We start from the raw sequence: 18,646 nt of genomic DNA, 5'->3' as shown, positions 1-18,646 counted from the left end.
TTAATGTTTTAAGTTGTACTTAAATATACAAAAAACTCTAATACAGAGTTCCTTTTTAACCAAAATTTATGAATTTAATCTATTAGAGAGAGAATGATTCAGTTATTATCTTTTTCGTATTTTTAATCTTCAATGCTATAATTAATTTATTATCAATGGATAACAAACCAATTTCCGATTTACACAACCATCCTAGTTTAAAACCGCATGGTAATACAATAGACATAAAAACCATTTGGGATCGCTTTGAAAACAAGAAACCGAAAGATTATTTTAAAGGAATAAGTGTTAGAAAATGGATTATTAACATTGTACTCAAGAAAATGGCAACATATTCGCAGTCCAATCTAGATAGTTGTTTTGAAGGCCATAATCGTTTAGTATTCTGTTCTGTTTACCCAATAGAGAAACCATTTTTAAAGCCAACCAGACCATTTAAAAAGAGTAGTGGTGTTCATCGGTTTATATTAGGTCTCATTTTTAAAAAGAAAACCAATTCACGTGCTATTGCAATTGATAAGAAAATTGTGTCTCTACTTTCTGGAATTTCTATTAAAACAGCAAGTCGGCTAATAGATCCTATTCACGATGACCGCATTGATACCATCGATTATTTTAGTGACTATATTATTGAATATCAATATTTATTGAACGCAAGCGGAAGCACTTCAAACAAAACCATTCATGGCAAGCAGCCAAAATTTAATCTTGTAAAAAACTACGAGCATTTTTTAGAAATGCAGTCTGATAGTACTGTTTGTGGTATTATGACGATAGAAGGTATGCATGCATTAGGTGTTTATAATAAGAAAGATTTATTTGAAACCGCCAAAATTGAAAATTTACCTCCTGAAAGACAGAATAAACTAAAGCTTTCATTTATTAAAAATATAGAAGCGATAAAGAAAGAAGAATATCCTCCGTTTTTTATAACGTATGCACATCATTTTAATAATTTACTACTTGGTCATGCTAAAAGTTTTATGGATGCAAAAGGAACGTTTGATCCTGGTTTTGCAGATATTTTTGACCAAAGTTTAGGTCAAGATTTGGGGATTTCGAGTTTTGGAATGCTATTAATCATAGAGCATTTACTTTCTCGTGATAATGGTCAACGTATATTAATAGATGTTAAACACATGTCTGTTAAATCGCGCCAGAGTTATTATGAATTATTGGCTAATATGCGAGAATATAGTGATGCTTTACAAGATAATGTGCCAATTATTAGTAGTCATACAGCAATAAGTGGTATTCCAACATTAGAAAAAGCCTTAGCTGAAAAAGATAGTTTTAACCTCGATAAAAACTCTTACGTTAGTCTTTGGGATATTAATTTAACAGATGAAGATATTGTAGCCATATTTAAATCCGATGGCCTAATTGGTGTTTGCATGCACGATGGAAGGATGCCAGGTAATAAATTTAGAAAACTATTAAAAAAAGCAGGAGAAGAAACCACTAAGAAACTGCATGTACAGATGTTTCTTACTAATGTGTTTCATATAGTGAAGGTTAATCTTGCTTATATTAGAAAAGTAAATAAAACACGAGCAACCTCTAAAATTGATGAAGTAGAAGCGTGGAAGACTATTTGTTTAGGTACAGATAATGATGGTATTGTGGATCCATTCGATCATTATAGTACATCTGCAGATTTACCTGCTTTTAGAGCAAAAATATCTGAAGCTTTAAACAATTATGTAATGCCAGATTATAAAGGTTATAATGTTATTAATTTACCAAGTGAAACACAGTATTCACTAGGTGAAATTGATGATTTAATGTCTGGTCAACCTTGGGTAGAAGCTATAGATAAAGTGTTTTATAATAATACAGATGCTTTTTTGCGTAAGTATTTTAGTAAGACATATTTGGCTCAAAAGGAAGATGATTTAATTGTTTAATATGAAATATATTACTTTTCTTTTTATAGCTTTTGGCATTCAAATAAACAATGCACAAAACAATACCATAGATAATTTACGGTTAGGTTTTGGTGTGACGCTTACTGCCGAAATTCAAAATGGTTATCATTTAAAATTTAGAGCTAGTGCAGCTGGTGGTATTGGACAATACCTTGCTGTTAATAATAATGGATTTGGAGCTTTACCAACAACACATTTAGGTATTATGGTTTACAATCGTGGCATTTTAGGCAGCCAGTTAGATAAAGAATATAAAAACAGTGTTTTTTTAGACTTTTTTGCAGATGCTACTTTTACTGTTGGAGGCAAAAATATTACTGAAATAAATAGGCTAGAGGATAGGTTAGTAACTTTATATCATTTTGCGGATTTCACTGCAAATCCATTACAAAACACTTTTAAACACTCTCTTTCTTTTGGTTTAAATTTAATTCTAAATCCAGATAAAAATCGTGAAGCACAAATGGTAGGTTTCTTTAATTTAAATGTTGCTAGAACTGCACAAATATCATATTATAATGATGGTGGACCAGTTTTAAACTTATTAGGAGATGGCAAGGATCGCTATTATACAGGTGGTTTTGTACTTTCCGCGCATTTAAAAACACAGACTTATATTAATTTAATAGAATTAAGTTTTCATAAGTTTACAGGTTGGCAACCATTAGCTTTCGATGCTAGCGACAAACTACAATTAGATCATATTCCATATAAAAACAAGGATGTATTTGGGTTTAATCAGCAGCAGTGGAAATTAGCAGTGCATAGTTTTAATCATAATTTTTCTGCCTATGTTTCGGCTTACGATGTGAATGTTTGGGATGTACAAGATATACTTCATTTTAGCAGAGACAATCCTTATCATCCAGATTATTTTTATGGCTTTCGTATTGCAATTGGTGGTGCTTATGAATCCTTTAATTATAAAAATCAATTATGAAAATCGCATCTAAACTAATAGTATTTGTTTTGTTCTTTTTTATTTTGAATGGCTGTGCTAATAGCTATAAAATATCGACAATAGACACTGTAAACGTTGACGATTATAGTGTTTATGTTTTTCGGTTATGTGAAAAAATTAGAGTGGAAGGCACGCAACGTTTCTTGCTTTGTGATACTGATTGCAAACCAAATGACATTAATAGTTTAGAAGGTATTCAAGTAAGAGAAGAATTATATTTCTTAATTGAAAAACAAGGAAATAAAGTAATTTATCTTACTACAAAAACAGATAGAAGTTTTGATATTGAACCTGATATTTTTAATAGCGAAGCACATAAAGAGTTTGTATTTGTTGATGATTTAGAAAATGTTTATTATGGCATATTAGATAAGAATTCTATTATTTTTACTAATAAAAATGAAATTTTAAAATTTGAAATAGCTCCAAGAGAAGATTCTTCTTGTAATTATAGAATTAGTACTTTATTAAGTAATAGTAAAGAAGATCCTACAGTAATTAATAATAGGTTAATATCTTTACAAGATATTTATAGCGTACCATTACAGTTTATAAAATCTGAACGTGTTCTTGCTATCAAAGAAAACAGAAAATATGAATTAGATAGTTTACAAACTATTAAGCTAACTGGTAAGCGTATTGTGTTTAAAGGTAAACGAGATAGCATTAGAAGGTCTCAACGTAAACGATTAAAGTATCATCCAGAGTTTGACTAATTTGAAATTTATATTAAAGTAGAAGAATACTATACTTAATAAAATATTCTATTTTACATAATATTAATTATAGTACAAATGTTATCATTGGTATTTTATGAGAGGAGTCCATTTGATAGCTATAATGTAGTATTATGTAAAATATCCCAGAAGCATTGTATTCCATTAGAATAATTTAAACTTGGGTTATTAAACTAATAAGCGGTTTGCTTCGCAGCGTTTTTTAAAACATTTGTATCTATAATTAGCCGTTATGTAAAATAGCCGCATGCCAATGCGCTCGATTGCTTTTTAAAAACTTAAATGCCTTATATGGCATTTATTTTTAAACACAATTTCCAACCGCTTTGCCAGCGCCAAAAAAAAGCTAGCTTTTAGATTGTTATCAAAATTCTCGTAATTGAGTATTTGTAGTTAATATTTTTTTCTACGCGATTCTCGTGGCATACCATAAGAGCTTAAATTTTAAGAAAAATAAAATTCTAAGCACTTATTCTATTCTCATTACTATTTAAACTTTTTTTGACTGGAACTATTTATATTATGTAAAATAGAAATTAAACTTTTGAACTTCTTAAGTTTTCATTCTTATCTTTTTTTCTTGATAAAAAAAGAAACAAAAAAATCAAGACTGCATAAATTTTTGGAAACAATTACGGTTCGTTACACTATATTTTAGGAAGGTTCTGAACTGATAAAGACTGTACTGAAATGTTTTTAAAAATTGAAACTCTTTAGTTTATGTATTGCTAGATCCCTAAAATATCACGCTCCACTCACCTATTGTTTAACCAAAATTTTATGAGGTCGGTTTGCCAACGCTTCATCTGGGTAAAAGCGCACATTCTATTTTACATAATATTGAGTTTTGATTTAAAACACAATTACAATCAGACTAGAACCTGAAATAAATCAGGCTTATCATTCAAGTATTCTCCAAAGAATTTTTTAGTTCTCATCTTTACTATAAGTTGATCAATATCTTTTGGATTTGCTATTTCTAAACCAACTATTGCAGGACCAGAATTCCTGTTGTGTTTTTTAGAATATTCAAAATGTGTTATATCATCATTTGGGCCTAATATGTCATTCAAAAACTCTCGCAATGCGCCAGCTCTTTGCGGAAATTTTATGATGAAATAATGTTTATGTCCAGAATAAAGCAAAGCACGTTCTTTAATTTCCTCCGTTCTGGTAATGTCATTATTTGAACCACTGATTAAACAAACTACGTTTTTACCTTTTAACTCATCAGAAAACTGGTCTAAAACAGCTGTGGTTAATGCGCCTGCTGGCTCAACTACTATTGCGTTTTTATTGTATAAATCTAAAATAGTTTGACACACTTTTCCTTCGTGTACCGTTACCATTTCGTCTAAATATTCTCTGCAAATTTCAAAGTTTAAATCACCCACTTTTTGAACAGATGCTCCATCAATAAATTTATCTATATTTTCTATTTTTGTATTAAATCCATTTGTTATAGAAATAGACATTGAAGGTGCACCTTTTGGTTCTACACCAATAATTTTTGTATTGGGCGAAAGTTCTTTAAACATAATGGAAACACCAGCTGCCAAACCGCCTCCGCCAACTGGTAGAAACAAATAATCTATTGGTTTTTTGCTTTGTGCTAATATTTCTAAAGCGATAGTTGCTTGTCCTTCTATTACTTTTATATCGTGAAAAGGATGTACAAATGACATCTTTTTTTCTGTGCAATAAAGCATTGCCGTATCATAAGCATCATCAAAAGTATCGCCAGTTAAAACAAGTTCTACATATTCTCCTCCAAACATTTTTACTTGTTCTATTTTCTGATTGGGTGTAGGTGTTGGCATAAATATGACACCTTTTATCTTTTTTAGTTTGCACGAGTAAGCAACACCTTGAGCGTGATTCCCTGCACTTGCACAAACTACACCTTGGTTCAATTCCTCTGGAGTTAAAGATGTAATTTTATGATAAGCACCTCTTATTTTAAAAGAACGAACTTCTTGTAAATCTTCTCTTTTGAAAACAATATTTGCATCATATTTATCAGACAAAAACTGATTTTTTTGTAAAAGTGTTTCTAAAACAACATCCTTCAAAAGAGATGCTGCTTTTTTTACATTTTTTAAAGTAATATATTGGGTTTGTGTTGTCATTAATTTAAGTTTTGCATTGCGGTCATAGAAGTTCTCAAAGTTGCACCTATTTTTTCTATAGGATGATTTCTCAGAGCTTGATTTACTGCAATTAACTTTTTATTATCCACTTGATTATCTGTTGAAAATGGTTTACCAATTAAGTTTGTATCCATATTTTTCATAAAATCGGATAACATAGGTTTGCAAGCGTGATCAAATAAATAACAACCATATTCTGCTGTATCTGAAATAACTCTGTTCATCTCATAGAGTTTTTTTCGTGCTATAGTGTTGGCAATTAATGGTGTTTCGTGCAGTGATTCATAATAAGCAGATTCTGCTTTTATTCCAGAATCTGTCATAGTCTCATAAGCCAATTCTATTCCTGCTTTTAAGAATGCAGCCAATAAAGTTCCATTATCAAAAAACTCTTGCTCACTAATAAATTCGTCAGTAGCTTTTGTTTGTTCAAAAACAGTTTCACCTGTTGCTTTTCGCCAGTTCAACAAATCTTTGTCGTTATTTTCCCAGTCTTTCATCATTCCTTTAGAAAATTCACCAGACATAATATCGTCCATATGTTGGTTGAATAAAGGCGTCATAATTGTTTTTAATTTCTCTGCTAATTCGTAGGCTTTTACTTTTGCTGGGTTTGAAAGTCTGTCCATCATATTAGTTAAACCTCCGTGTTTTAGGGCTTCGGTCAATGTTTCCCAACCATATTGAACCAATTTTGCAGCATAATTTGCATCTAAACCATTTTCAAGCATTTTATCGAAACATAAAATAGAAGCCGATTGCAACACACCACAAAGTATGGTTTGTTCTCCCATTAAATCTGATTTTACTTCAGCTACGAAAGAAGAATGTAACACACCAGCTTTATCGCCTCCAGTGGCAACCGCATAGGCTTTTGCTAATTCAAGACCTTCATTTTTCGGGTCATTTTCTGGGTGAACCGCAATTAATGTTGGTACACCAAAACCTCTTTTGTATTCTTCCCTAACTTCAGAACCTGGCGATTTTGGAGCCATCATTATTACTGTTAAATCTTCCCTTATTTTCATTCCTTCTTCCACAATATTGAAACCGTGAGAATAAGATAAAGCTGCTCCTTTTTTCATTAAAGGCATTACTTTACTTACCACATCTGTATGTTGTTTATCAGGCGTGAGGTTTAAAACCAAATCTGCGGTTGGTATCATTTCTTTATAAGTTCCAACCTTAAATTTGTTTTCATTTGCATTTTTAAAAGATTGTCTTCACTCTTTTATAGCACTTTCTCTCAAAGTAAAAGAAACGTCCAATCCAGAATCACGCATATTCAATCCTTGATTCAAACCTTGTGCTCCACAACCTATAATTACAATCTTTTTTCCTTTTAAAGAAGTTACGCCATTTTTAAATTCTGAGCTATCCATAAAGTCACATTTTCCTAATTCTGACAGTTGCTCTCTTAATGATAATGTATTAAAATAATTTTCCATTTTGTTTTTTAATTTTTTACTAATTTTTCTAATTGTTCTACTATTGACGATAATGTTTTCATTGGTTTGGTAATGGCAACTCTTCCAGAACGTACAAATTCCAATATTCCAAAAGGTTTTAAATCGTCAAATAATTGCTGTGTTTCTTCTTTGTGTCCCGTTTTTTCTAAAACAGTAAATTCCGTTTCTACAGATAAAACTCTTGCATTATGTGAACGCACAATTCTTTCTGCATTTCCACCAGAGGCCAAAACACCTGTTTTTACTTTGTAAAGTGCTATTTCTTGGTGCACAATTTCTTCATCAGGATGAAAAACTGCTTTCACCACTTCTACTTGTTTTTCCAGTTGACCAACCACTTTTTTAACTTGATCTTCTGTTTCTGTAATTACAATGGTATATCTATAAATTCCCTTAATTTCACTTTCAGACGCAGCAATACTTTCTACATTTATTTTTCTTCTCGTAAAAATTATCGACACTCTATTGAGGATTCCCACTACATCTTCTGTAAATACCGATATTGTAAATCTTTTCTTTTCCATAATTTTATTTTAATCTTATTTCTGAAACAGATGCACCAGTTGCTATCATTGGAAACACATTGTTCTCTTTTCCAACCATCACTTCAAGAAAATAGGAACCTTCGTGTGCCAACATTTCCTTCACTGCTTCTTCTAAATCCTCTCTTTTTTCTACCTTTTTTGTTTTAATGCCATAACCTTTTACAATCGTTTGAAAATCTGGATTGACCATTGTAGTTGAGGCATATCTTTTTTCAAAAAATAACTCTTGCCATTGCCTTACCATTCCTAAAAATTCATTATTTAATACCACAATTTTCACAGCAGTTTTAAACTGAAAAATGGTTCCTAATTCTTGAATTGTCATTTGAAAACCACCATCTCCTATAATTCCAATGACCTGTACATCTGGTCTTCCCATTTTTGCACCAATGGCAGCAGGTAAACAAAAGCCCATAGTTCCCAATCCACCAGAAGTTATTAAAGAACGAGTTTGTTTAAATTTAGCATATCGGCAAGCTATCATTTGGTGTTGCCCTACATCTGTTACAATGATATTTTTTTGGTCGGAATGAAGGTTTATTTTGTTCATCACTTCACCCATAGTCATTAATTCTGCTTTGGGATTTAGCTCTTCATTAATAACTTTATTAAATTCTTCTTTTTCTAAATCTCTGAATTTCGCCAACCAATCTTTGTGTTCGTTTTTACTAATTAATTCTGTTAATGCACTTAAACTTTCTTTGGCATTTCCCAAAACGGCAACATCTGTTTTTACATTTTTGTCTATTTCCGCAGGATCTATTTCCAAATGAATAACTTTTGCTTGCTTGGCATATCTGCTTAAATCGCCTGTAACACGGTCGTCAAAACGCATTCCTACAGCTATCAACACATCACATTCATTGGTTAATTTATTGGGTGCATAATTACCGTGCATTCCCAACATTCCCACATTTAGATTATGGTCAGAATCTAAGGCCGACAATCCCATAATTGTCCAAGCAGAAGGCAAACCAGATTTTTCTATAAATGCTTTAAATTCTTTTTCCGCTTCCGCTAAAAGCACACCTTGCCCAAATAACACAAAAGGTTTTTTTGCTGAATTAATTAATGCGGCTGCTTCAGCTACTTTTGTTAAATTCAACTGTGGAGTTGGCACATAACTTCTCATTCCTTTAAAAGGTTTATAATCAAAATCAAGTGTTTCAAATTGAGCATCTTTAGTAATATCAATCAAAACAGGGCCTTGTCTTCCGGTTCTTGCGATATAAAAAGCTTTCGCCAAAGCAAAAGGAATTTCTTCTGCTCGAGTAACTTGAAAATTCCATTTGGTAACAGGCATAGAAATACCAATGATATCCGTTTCCTGAAAAGCATCTGTTCCTAATAAATTACTCGAAACCTGTCCAGTAATACACACCAATGGAGTAGAATCTATTTGTGCATCTGCAATTCCAGTTATTAAATTGGTTGCTCCAGGACCAGAAGTTGCTAAACAAACGCCAACTTTTCCTGTTGCTCTTGCAAAACCTTGTGCTGCGTGTGTTGCGCCTTGTTCGTGTCTGGTTAAAATGTGTGTTAACTTATCTTCTACATCATAAAGTGCATCATAAACAGGCATAATTGCTCCGCCCGGATATCCAAATATTAAATCAACACCTTCTGCTATAAGTGAATGAACTACAGCTTGTGAGCCAGTCATTACTTGTTGTTTTGTTTTCGTTTTTATTGCTGTTTTTTCCATTTTATTATTTTATTAAAATTCATCTGTCACACATCCTTCAGATGCACACGAAACAGTTCTTGCGTATTTATACAACACGCCTTTTTTGTGTTTCAAATCGGGTCGTTTCCAGTTGGCTTTTCGTTTTGATAACTCTTCTTCGCTCACATCAAAATCAATGGTATTTTTTATAGCATCAATGGTTATTTTATCTCCATTTTGTACAAAAGCAATAGGTCCACCAACTTGTGCCTCTGGCGAAATATGTCCAACCACAAAGCCGTGTGTTCCACCTGAAAATCTACCGTCAGTAATTAGCGCCACATCATTTCCCAAACCAGCTCCAATAATTGCTGCGGTAGGTTTCAGCATTTCTGGCATTCCAGGACCACCTTTTGGTCCTTCATATCTTATCACCACAACATCTCCTTTTATTACTTTTCCATCTCGAATGCCATCATTGGCATCATATTCAGAATCAAAGACTTTTGCTGTTCCACTAAATTGAAAACCTTCTTTTCCTGTAATTTTTGCTACAGCACCTTTGGGCGATAAATTTCCTCTCAGTATTCTTAAATGTCCAGTTTCTTTTATAGGATTTTCTAATGGTTTTATAATTTCTTGACCGGCTAATAAATCAGGAACATTTTTAAGGTTTTCAGCTAATGTTTTACCTGTTACGGTTAAACAATCTCCGTGTAATAATCCATTTTTTAATAAATATTTTAGAACGGCAGGAATACCTCCAATTACGTGAACATCTTCCATCAAAAATTGACCGCTTGGTTTTAAGTCTGCTAAAAAAGGTGTGGTGTCTGCTATTCTTTGAAAATCATCTAAAGTAAATTCTACTTCTGCAGTTCTAGCGATAGCCAAAAAGTGTAAAACGGCATTAGTAGAACCGCCCATTATGGTCACTAATCTTATAGCATTTTCTAATGCTTTTTTGGTAACAATATCTTTTGGTTTAATGTCTTTTTCAAGCAATAAACGAACTGCTTCACCAGCTTTTATGCTTTCTACTTTTTTCTCTTTTCCCAAAGCTGGGTTTGACGAATTATAAGGCAAGGACATTCCCAAAGCTTCAATGGCAGATGCCATAGTGTTTGCCGTGTACATTCCACCACAAGCACCTGCTCCTGGACACGCTTTTTCTATCACATTTTGATATTCTTCATCATCCATTTTTCCTGCTACTTTTTGTCCCCAAGCTTCAAAAGCAGAAACGACATCCAGTTTTTTACCTTTGTGACAACCAGATGCAATCGTTCCACCATAAACTAAAACGCCTGGTCGGTTGGTTCTGAGCATTGCCATTAATGCGCCAGGCATATTTTTGTCGCAACCAACTACTGTAACCAAAGCGTCATAAGACATTCCTTCCACCACAGTTTCCATAGAATCGGCAATGACGTCTCTTGAAGGCAAAGAATATCTCATTCCGGGTGTTCCCATAGAAATACCGTCACTCACGCCAATGGTGTTGTAGATTAATCCAACTAAATTTGCGTTTTTTGTTCCCTGTTTTACTTCAAGAGCCAAATCGTTTAGGTGCATATTGCACGGATTGCCTTCATAACCTGTGCTAGCAATTCCTACAAAAGCCTTTTCGAAATCTTCTTTGGTTAAACCGATAGCGTGCAACATTGCTTTTGCTGCTGGTTGTGAATCGTCTTGTGTTACGCGTTTACTGTATTTAATTCCATTTTTATGTTTTTTAAAAGTCTTTTATTTATTTTGTATGAACACATTTTTGATACGCTGATGCCAATTTGTAACCAATAGTTTTTTCCCAAGGCAAAATGAAACTATGATTATCTAGACTTCCAATTGCAGCAACTTCTGCTGCCGTTCCTGTGAAAAAAGCACCATCTGCTTGATACACTTCTTCAACTTTAAAAAACTTTTCAACGACTTCAAAACCCAATTCTTCGGCTAATTCAAAAATGGTTTGTCTTGTTATTCCAGAAAGGATATTACCGAGCGGAGCTGTATATAATTTACCTTCTTTTTCATAGAAGAAATTTGCTCCAGGGCCTTCAGCTACATTTTCGTTCATATCTAAGAGTAAAGCTTCATCAAAACCTTTTTGTTTAGCTTCGGTAGTTGACAATATTGAATTGGTATAATGTCCGCTTACTTTTGCTTCTACAAAACAAGATTTTGGATTGGGTCTTTGAAAAGAAGAAGTCATTAATTTGAGTTGCGTATCGCCTAAATATCTTCCCCAATCCCAAGCACAAAGCATTACGTGCACATCTTCTGTTGGTTGAAGAGACATATTTTCTCCTAAATAAACCAATGGGCGGATGTAAGCATCTTCCAAGTTGTTTCTTTCAAGTAACTCATAACTTAGATCAATTAATTCCTCTACTGAATAGTTAAGCTTGATGTGCATTTTTTCGGCAGAATAATGCAATCGTTCAAAATGTTCTTTGGCTTTAAAAATACTTGTACCTTTGTTGGTTTTATAAGATCTAATTCCTTCAAAAACACCAGCTCCATAATGTAGCGTTTGACTGTACAAGTTTGTTTTTCCATCTTGGGCTTTTATCCATTCGCCATCCAAAAATATTTGGGATTCTTTGTTGTAATACATTGTTATATTTTCTTTTATTAATTTTTTGTCAAAAAAAAAGCCCTTCTCATTAAATGAGAAGGGCTTTCATATTAGTCAATACAATTCCGTTCTCACCTGGGCGGTAAAATAATAATGCTAATAATAATGTTGCTAATTATAGTAGTCATCAAATTGATTGTATATAAATTCTGTGTTTTCATTGTTTGTTTATTCTAAAATTTTAGTAAAAAAAAAGCCATCCGATATCGGATGGCTTTTAATAAATATATTTAATTTATAGGCATCCTTATCTTTCGTGACTAATAATCGCGATTTCGATAATTGATACTATAATTTTATTTTCTTGCATTGTGGTGCAAATATATACTTTCTTTCTATGAATCCTAATAGTTAATGTGAAAATTGACTTAAAGCAAAATCTGATACCATACTTGGCAACAAGATAATTTGTTATGAGATCAAATATCGATTTGTTAAAGTCCAATATATATCCCATTTCACACACTTTCCCTCCACTTCTACTGCCAAAGCTGTAAAGAGTGTTCCATTACATTTTTAAAGATACTTTTAGAAAGAAAAAAATAAAGAAAATGTGGTATTAAACTTTCGCTTTTAGCCAAAGCTCAAGTTACATAACGCAGAACATTATAGTACATTTTTAATATTGGATAATCCTGTGGATGATTCAATATTAAAACAACATTTAGTACTAAGTATGATGTTTGTTACTGTGTAAGCTATAATTCAATATTATGTAAAATATCCCATTATGTGTTGTTTTCATAACAAACGTTTGTACTTGGGTAATTAAACATTAGTATTTTACTGCTCGTTTAAATTGAATATTCTGTACAATGGTTCAAGTTTTTTTAAATACGCGATTTATCAAGAAACTTCAGAACTTCATTTTTGTATCTATAATTAGTCGTTATGTAAAATTGTCACTGCCAATGCGCTCGATTGTTTTATAAAAATAAATTGCGAAAGCAATTTATTTTACACGCAATTATCCATATGGAGTTATTTATAAAGTATCAATTACTCTTTTCACCTCATCTAGTGTAATTGGTTTTATTATGTAGTCAGAGATTTGATTTATTTTATTGGCTCTTTCTATGTCGATAGGGTCCACTGAAGAACTTACCATAAATATCTTTATTTTTTTTTTAATTTGAGTTTCTAAAATTGCATATTCTTCTATAAACTGCCAACCATCCATGATTGGCATATTACTATCAAGAAAAATAAGATCTGGTATGTTGCCTAATGTTGAAATATTATCAGACAAAAAATCAAGAGCAAGTTCTCCATCTAAAAAAGACAAAATCTCTCTGGCAAACTTGTGTTTGTTAATAATTCTTGTTAATGTAAATTGGTAAATTTTATCATCATCTATAATGCCAATCAAAGGAAGGTTTTTTTTCATAACAAATTTTTATTTAGTATTATTTTGAATGTGGTTCCTATACCTATTTCACTTTCTACAGTGATAGAACCTCCTATAGCTTCTATTTGAGTTTTGATCATAAAGAGTCCAACTCCCTTGGAATCAGGATGTCTATGGAACGTGTTATTGAGACCAAAGAGTCTGTGATGGTGTTTTTCTAAATCTATTCCTAGTCCATTATCGGTAGCGATAAGCGTTATTTCATCATTCTTTAATTCTGTGCTGAAATGGATCTCAGGAATACAATCTGATGAACGGTATCGAATGGAATTAGACATGAGGTTTAGCATAATACTTTCTAGATAAACTTTCGGGTATTTAATATTAGTTGCTTCATGAAAATTTGAGGTCACTACTGCTTTTGACTCTAAAATTTGATCTTCTAAAATTTCTACTGTTTTATTAAAAACAATATCAAAGTTTATTAGATCGTGCTTTATGTTTACATCTCCCTGAATTTTTACAGATTCAATTAAGTCATTCAAAGTTTCATTGAGATGGCCTACAACTATTTCAAATTTATCAAAAAGCATTGCCTTATCTTCTATATCAATACTATTATTGTAGAAGTTGAGCAATGAATTTAGATTACTAACAGGTGCTCTTAAATTATGAGATGCAATATGGGCAAAGCTGGAAAGTTGTCTATTTGTATTTTCTAAATTATAATTTAATCCTTCTAATTGATTTTTTTGGTTTAAAATTAATTCAGAACCACTTCGCAATTCTTTATTTGATTGTTTTAACTCATCTGAGAGTTCGATCGCTTTTCTTTCGGCAGTCTGAAGTTCTAATTCATAATCTTTTCTTTGAGAAATATTGAATATAGAAGACTGAATAAATAGGTGGCGTCCTTCTGTATCTTTAATTTCTACAGAATTAATAAGGACTGGGAATTTAGTTCCATCTTTTTTTATAAAATCAAAATTTATCTCTTCTATAAATCCACTTAACTTTAATTTTTGAGAAAAGACAGTCTCAAAATATATTTTACCTCCTACCGAAAGAAAATCTGTAAACTTTTTTTTTTTAATTACCTCTTCTCGATCATAGTTTGTAAATTCTAAAAATCTTTTGTTAGAATCAATAATAGTACCATCAGCTAATGAGCAAATATACCCACAAGGAGATGTGTCGTAAAGTTTCTTATAATCTAAATTTTGATTCATATGGGGCGTCTAGTTTTACTAGTACTTATTTTAAAAATGTTTTGATTGCCGCTACAGTTTGGTCAGGAGAACTAATATGGGGACAATGACCTGTTGCGTCTAATACTACAAACTTACTATTAAAGATATGATTATGGACATATTGCCCTACTTTAATTGAAGCTATAGCGTCTAGTTTACATTGAAGTATAAGAGTATCGGTAGTAAGCTTTTCTAAATCACTTCTGTTATCTCCTAAGAATGTAACTCTTGCAAAGTGCTTTGCTATTGCAGGATTACTTTGGCAAAAGCTATGTTCTAACTCTTCTGCTAATTCGGGTCTATCTAAATTACTCATAATCACAGGAGCCATTGTACTTGTCCAGCCTAAGTAATTAGAATCTAAAGTTTTTAGAAGTTCCTCAATATCGTTTTCAGAAAAACCTCCAAAATACTCATTATCATCAATATATCGAGGAGATGGACTAACCATAATTAATTTTTTAAAAATAGCGGGTCTTTTTAAAGCTGCAAGAACTCCTATCATTGCGCTCACAGAATGCCCAACTAAAATAACATCCTTTAAGTTTAAGGCGTCACAAATTTCGACTACATCATCAGCATAACCTTGAAGCGAACTATACTTATCGTAATCATAGGCATTTTCATCAGATTTTCCAGAGCCCACAAGATCAATAAGGATTATTTGGTAATCGTCTTTAAATTGGGGAATAATAAACCTCCACATGTTTTGATTGCATCCATAGCCATGGACAAACAACATAGATTTGTTACCATCTCCATGTATTGTTATATTATTTCTTATAATTAACTTTTTCAACATATAAAATTTTTTAGTTTTACTATGGCATCCAAGTTAATAGCGTATTTATAAAGATACACTATATTATTAACTTTAATACAATCCTATCCTTAATGAACTTCTGAAACACTGGTTATAGATCTATTCAATATCTAAGAAATAATCCCATTCCACTTCTCTCCTATCGTCGCTTCGTGAAAAGAGTGTTCCATTAACATTGTAGAGAAACATTTGAGAGGAAAAAAATAAGAAAAAGTAGTAATTTAACTTCGCTTTTACCAAAGCAAAGTTACATAACGCGGTACATTATAGTACTCTTTTAATATTGGATAATCCTGTAGATGATGCAATATTAAAACAATATTTAACAATAAGTTTATTGTTTGTTACTGTGTAAGCTATAATTCTATATTATATAAAATATTCCAGAATATTTTTGTTTTCACAAGTAGCTATAGTACTTGGTTTTTAAACATTATCATTTTACTAATAGTTACAATTTAACTTCTCGTTTAAATAGAGTATTCTATACAATGATTCATATTTTTTTTCAAATACACGATTTATAAGAAACTTCAGAACTAGCGAATTTGTACTATAATTAGTCGTTATGTAAAATTGCCGCTGCCTTTACGCTCGATTGCTTTTTTTTAATAATTTATGCTAACACATTAAATTTTTTAAAACTCAATATCCAACCGCAAAGCCAACGCCAAAAAAAGCAAAACTTTTAAACTCCTTATTAATGTTTAGAAATACATGGATGATTCTAGTTGTAAAAAAAACATAAACATTTAGTTAAGTTTCCGCAACAGTATAAAATTTTTAAGCCACATTTGCCATGCTCTAAAATTTCTATACCCTTGCTATATTTTTATTTTCATTAGAAAATTTTTTAATCACTACTTCTAATATTATCTAAAATAGAAATCAACATTTATTTTTCATAGGTTTTAATTCATTTCACCAGATTGGTTCATTTTCATTTCGTGGTCGTATTTACAACACCCTGGTAAACCATCATAAGCATCTAAATTTCCAGTAACTTTTTCGGTATCATAACCTGATGCTGCAATTGCATTATGGATTGCCATTGCATCTGTTTTTGTATCATAAAATGACACATCCATTTTCTTTTTATCTACGTCCCAAGTTGCTTTAGCTACTCCATCAACTTTGTTTACAGCTTTTTCGATAGTGTTTTTACACATTCCACAATTTCCTCTTACTCCAAAAGATATGTCTGTCATTGCCATTTCTTTAGATACTTCGGTTGTTGTTTCATTTTCTTTTTTGGTTTTGTTTTTACAACTTGTTAAACCAATAGCCATTATTACAGCTACACTTAAAATTACTTTCTTCATTGTTTTAAAATTTAATTATTAATATTTGATTTTAAATTATTCTATTACTTGTTTTACTTCACCACAGGTAAGCATTGCATTACCAAAATATGGATTGATTACTTTTTTTTCTGTACTCAACCAATATGCACCATTGTTATTATCTGCCATTGGACAAAACTGATGGTAAACTTTTTCATTAATTCCGAATACTTCTATTGCATTTGTTACATGTGAAGAAAGGTTTTTAAAATATGTTCTTTGTTCTTCAATTTTAGTTGTGTTTGAAATGGAAGTTACAGCCATTTTTATTTCTTTTTCAATGGACATCCAATGTTTGTGAGTTTCTTTGACTGTTAACAGTTTCATATTTACTTTAGATAAATCATTCAATATTTTTTTTGATTCTGCTTTAGCGTTATTTGAATCCTCTTTTACCAAAGCATCTTTCAATTTTATATAATCATTAAAAATTATTTTCAGTTGTTTTTGAAAGTCCTTTGATACATTTATTCTTTCATTACTATTAGAAGGTTTTTTATTAGTTACTTCAGAGGTGCTTTCCATTCCAAGATGTCCTTCGTGACCAGTCATAACCTTGCCTCCTTTTTTATTCATCATAGATTTTTTCCCTTGTAATTGTGCTGCTGCATCTACTGTAAATGTTCCATTAGTTACAATTTCATCTCCATTATTTAAGCCTTCTAAAACTTGATAGTTATCTCCAATTTTATTGCCTAAAGTAATTTCACGCATTTCAAAAATAGGTTGTGTAGAATCTGTTTTTATATAGACAACTGAACGTTTTCCTGTCCATAAAACAGCTGTAGATGGTATGGTCAACACTTGCTCTTTACTGGATGTTATTCCGTTAATTTTCCCTTCAACAAATAGTCCTGGTTTAAAAATTTCTTCTTTATTATTAAGTACAACTCTTAATTTTACGGTTCTTGTTCTAACATCTAAAACAGGATCTATAAAATCTACTTTTCCTTTAAATTCCTTGTTAGCATAAGCATTGGTAGTTATAGAAATTTCTTGACCTTTTTTAAACAGATCGATTTGATTTTCATATACATCAAAATTTGCCCAAACTGTACTTAAGTTTGCAATTTTGAGTAAGGCTTGTCCTTGTTTTACATAATCGCCTTGTTCAACTAATTTTTCTGAAACTGTTCCTGAAACCGTTGCGTATACAGGAAAATTTTCTTTAACCTTACCAGAGGTTTCTATTTGATTAATTTGGTTTTCAGAAAGCTTCCATAATTTTAATTTATTACGAACTGCTTTGTACAATGCTGGTTGCGATTCTTTTAATGAAGCTGCTGTAATGAGTTCTTGTTGAGCAGCATATAATTCAGGCGAGTAAATAGTTGCCAATAGTTGTCCTTTGCGAACTTCTTCACCTGTAAAATTCATATTAAGTCGTTCTATTCTTCCAGAAAAATAACTTACCTGTACTGCATTAGCTTCTTCATTGGCAACAATCTTCCCAGATAATTTAATGGTATTATCTTCTGCTTTACCATTACCAACAATTGAAGTTTGAATGTTTGCCAATGCCATTGCATTTTCTGTAAGTTTAAATTGGTCTGCTAATAATCCTTCCGAACTATTTTCTGCTGGAATTAAATCCATTCCGCAAATTGGACAATCTCCAGCTTCTGGTTGCATAATTTGTGGATGCATAGAACACGTCCACATTTGATTGGTTTCTGAAATGGTATCGTGATTGTGTTCTGTTTCTTTAGTTGATACATTTCCAAAAAGCAACCAACCTAAAAGTAAGCCAATAGCTAATATTCCGATATAAATTATATATTTTTTCAT

General features: G+C 31.7%; 13 protein-coding genes and 1 pseudogene. 3 read left to right on the top strand and 11 right to left on the bottom strand.

What is annotated here, in order from left to right; all coding sequences use genetic code 11:
* Positions 1 to 155 precede the first annotated feature (155 nt).
* From CW733_RS04780 to CW733_RS04770, 3 genes are read left to right on the top strand one after another with little or no spacing between them, the layout of a single operon-like run.
* Positions 156 to 1,907, top strand: coding sequence for a hypothetical protein (locus CW733_RS04780; RefSeq protein ID WP_100996112.1), 1,752 nt, complete (start codon positions 156 to 158; stop codon positions 1,905 to 1,907).
* A gap of 1 nt (position 1,908) precedes the next feature.
* Complete coding sequence (locus CW733_RS04775) at positions 1,909 to 2,868, top strand: hypothetical protein (RefSeq protein ID WP_100996111.1); 960 nt, start codon at positions 1,909 to 1,911, stop codon at positions 2,866 to 2,868.
* A complete protein-coding gene (locus CW733_RS04770; RefSeq protein WP_100996110.1) occupies positions 2,865 to 3,605 on the top strand; it encodes a hypothetical protein in 741 nt (246 codons plus the stop codon). Before CW733_RS04775 ends, CW733_RS04770 begins: the two co-directional genes overlap by 4 nt.
* 890 nt (positions 3,606 to 4,495) lie before the next feature.
* Here CW733_RS04770 and ilvA read toward each other — a convergent pair.
* The 11 genes and pseudogenes from ilvA to CW733_RS04715 all read right to left on the bottom strand — a co-directional run bounded on the left by ilvA (position 4,496) and on the right by CW733_RS04715 (position 18,646).
* A complete protein-coding gene (gene ilvA / locus CW733_RS04765; protein WP_100996109.1) occupies positions 4,496 to 5,755 on the bottom strand; it encodes a threonine ammonia-lyase IlvA in 1,260 nt (419 codons plus the stop codon).
* Positions 5,755 to 7,224: pseudogene (ilvC, locus tag CW733_RS04760) on the bottom strand (ketol-acid reductoisomerase). Before ilvC ends, ilvA begins: the two are co-directional and overlap by 1 nt.
* Positions 7,225 to 7,232: 8 nt before the next feature.
* Positions 7,233 to 7,769 carry an acetolactate synthase small subunit gene (ilvN, locus tag CW733_RS04755; protein ID WP_100996108.1) on the bottom strand — a complete coding sequence of 179 codons (537 nt, stop codon included), beginning with the start codon at positions 7,767 to 7,769 and terminating at the stop codon, positions 7,233 to 7,235.
* 4 nt (positions 7,770 to 7,773) lie between these two features.
* Positions 7,774 to 9,495 (bottom strand): biosynthetic-type acetolactate synthase large subunit, encoded by a 1,722-nt coding sequence (gene ilvB / locus CW733_RS04750; RefSeq protein WP_100996107.1) that lies wholly within the window; start codon positions 9,493 to 9,495, stop codon positions 7,774 to 7,776.
* A 12-nt stretch (positions 9,496 to 9,507) separates the two neighbouring features.
* Entirely contained in the window at positions 9,508 to 11,175 is a 1,668-nt protein-coding gene (gene ilvD / locus CW733_RS04745) for a dihydroxy-acid dehydratase (protein ID WP_100996106.1), read from the bottom strand.
* Positions 11,176 to 11,206: 31 nt separating this feature from the next.
* Positions 11,207 to 12,073 (bottom strand): branched-chain amino acid transaminase, encoded by an 867-nt coding sequence (locus CW733_RS04740; RefSeq protein WP_100996105.1) that lies wholly within the window; start codon positions 12,071 to 12,073, stop codon positions 11,207 to 11,209.
* Positions 12,074 to 13,079: 1,006 nt separating this feature from the next.
* Positions 13,080 to 13,481, bottom strand: coding sequence for a response regulator (locus CW733_RS04735; protein ID WP_100996104.1), 402 nt, complete (start codon positions 13,479 to 13,481; stop codon positions 13,080 to 13,082).
* Positions 13,478 to 14,671 (bottom strand): ATP-binding protein, encoded by a 1,194-nt coding sequence (locus tag CW733_RS04730; RefSeq protein ID WP_100996103.1) that lies wholly within the window; start codon positions 14,669 to 14,671, stop codon positions 13,478 to 13,480. The genes CW733_RS04735 and CW733_RS04730 overlap by 4 nt, the downstream gene beginning before the upstream one ends.
* A gap of 25 nt (positions 14,672 to 14,696) precedes the next feature.
* Positions 14,697 to 15,494 carry an alpha/beta fold hydrolase gene (locus CW733_RS04725; RefSeq protein WP_100996102.1) on the bottom strand — a complete coding sequence of 266 codons (798 nt, stop codon included), beginning with the start codon at positions 15,492 to 15,494 and terminating at the stop codon, positions 14,697 to 14,699.
* Between the two features lie 932 nt (positions 15,495 to 16,426).
* Positions 16,427 to 16,837: a heavy-metal-associated domain-containing protein gene (locus tag CW733_RS04720; RefSeq protein ID WP_100996101.1), complete on the bottom strand. Its 411-nt coding sequence runs from the start codon at positions 16,835 to 16,837 to the stop codon at positions 16,427 to 16,429.
* Between the two features lie 36 nt (positions 16,838 to 16,873).
* On the bottom strand, positions 16,874 to 18,646 hold the full coding sequence (locus CW733_RS04715) for an efflux RND transporter periplasmic adaptor subunit (protein ID WP_100996100.1): 1,773 nt from the start codon (positions 18,644 to 18,646) through the stop codon (positions 16,874 to 16,876).

Source organism: Lacinutrix sp. Bg11-31 (assembly GCF_002831665.1).
Lineage (GTDB): Bacteria > Bacteroidota > Bacteroidia > Flavobacteriales > Flavobacteriaceae > Lacinutrix.
The sequence above is the reverse complement of the archived record's forward strand: the minus strand, read 5'-3'. Positions and strand labels throughout refer to the sequence as shown.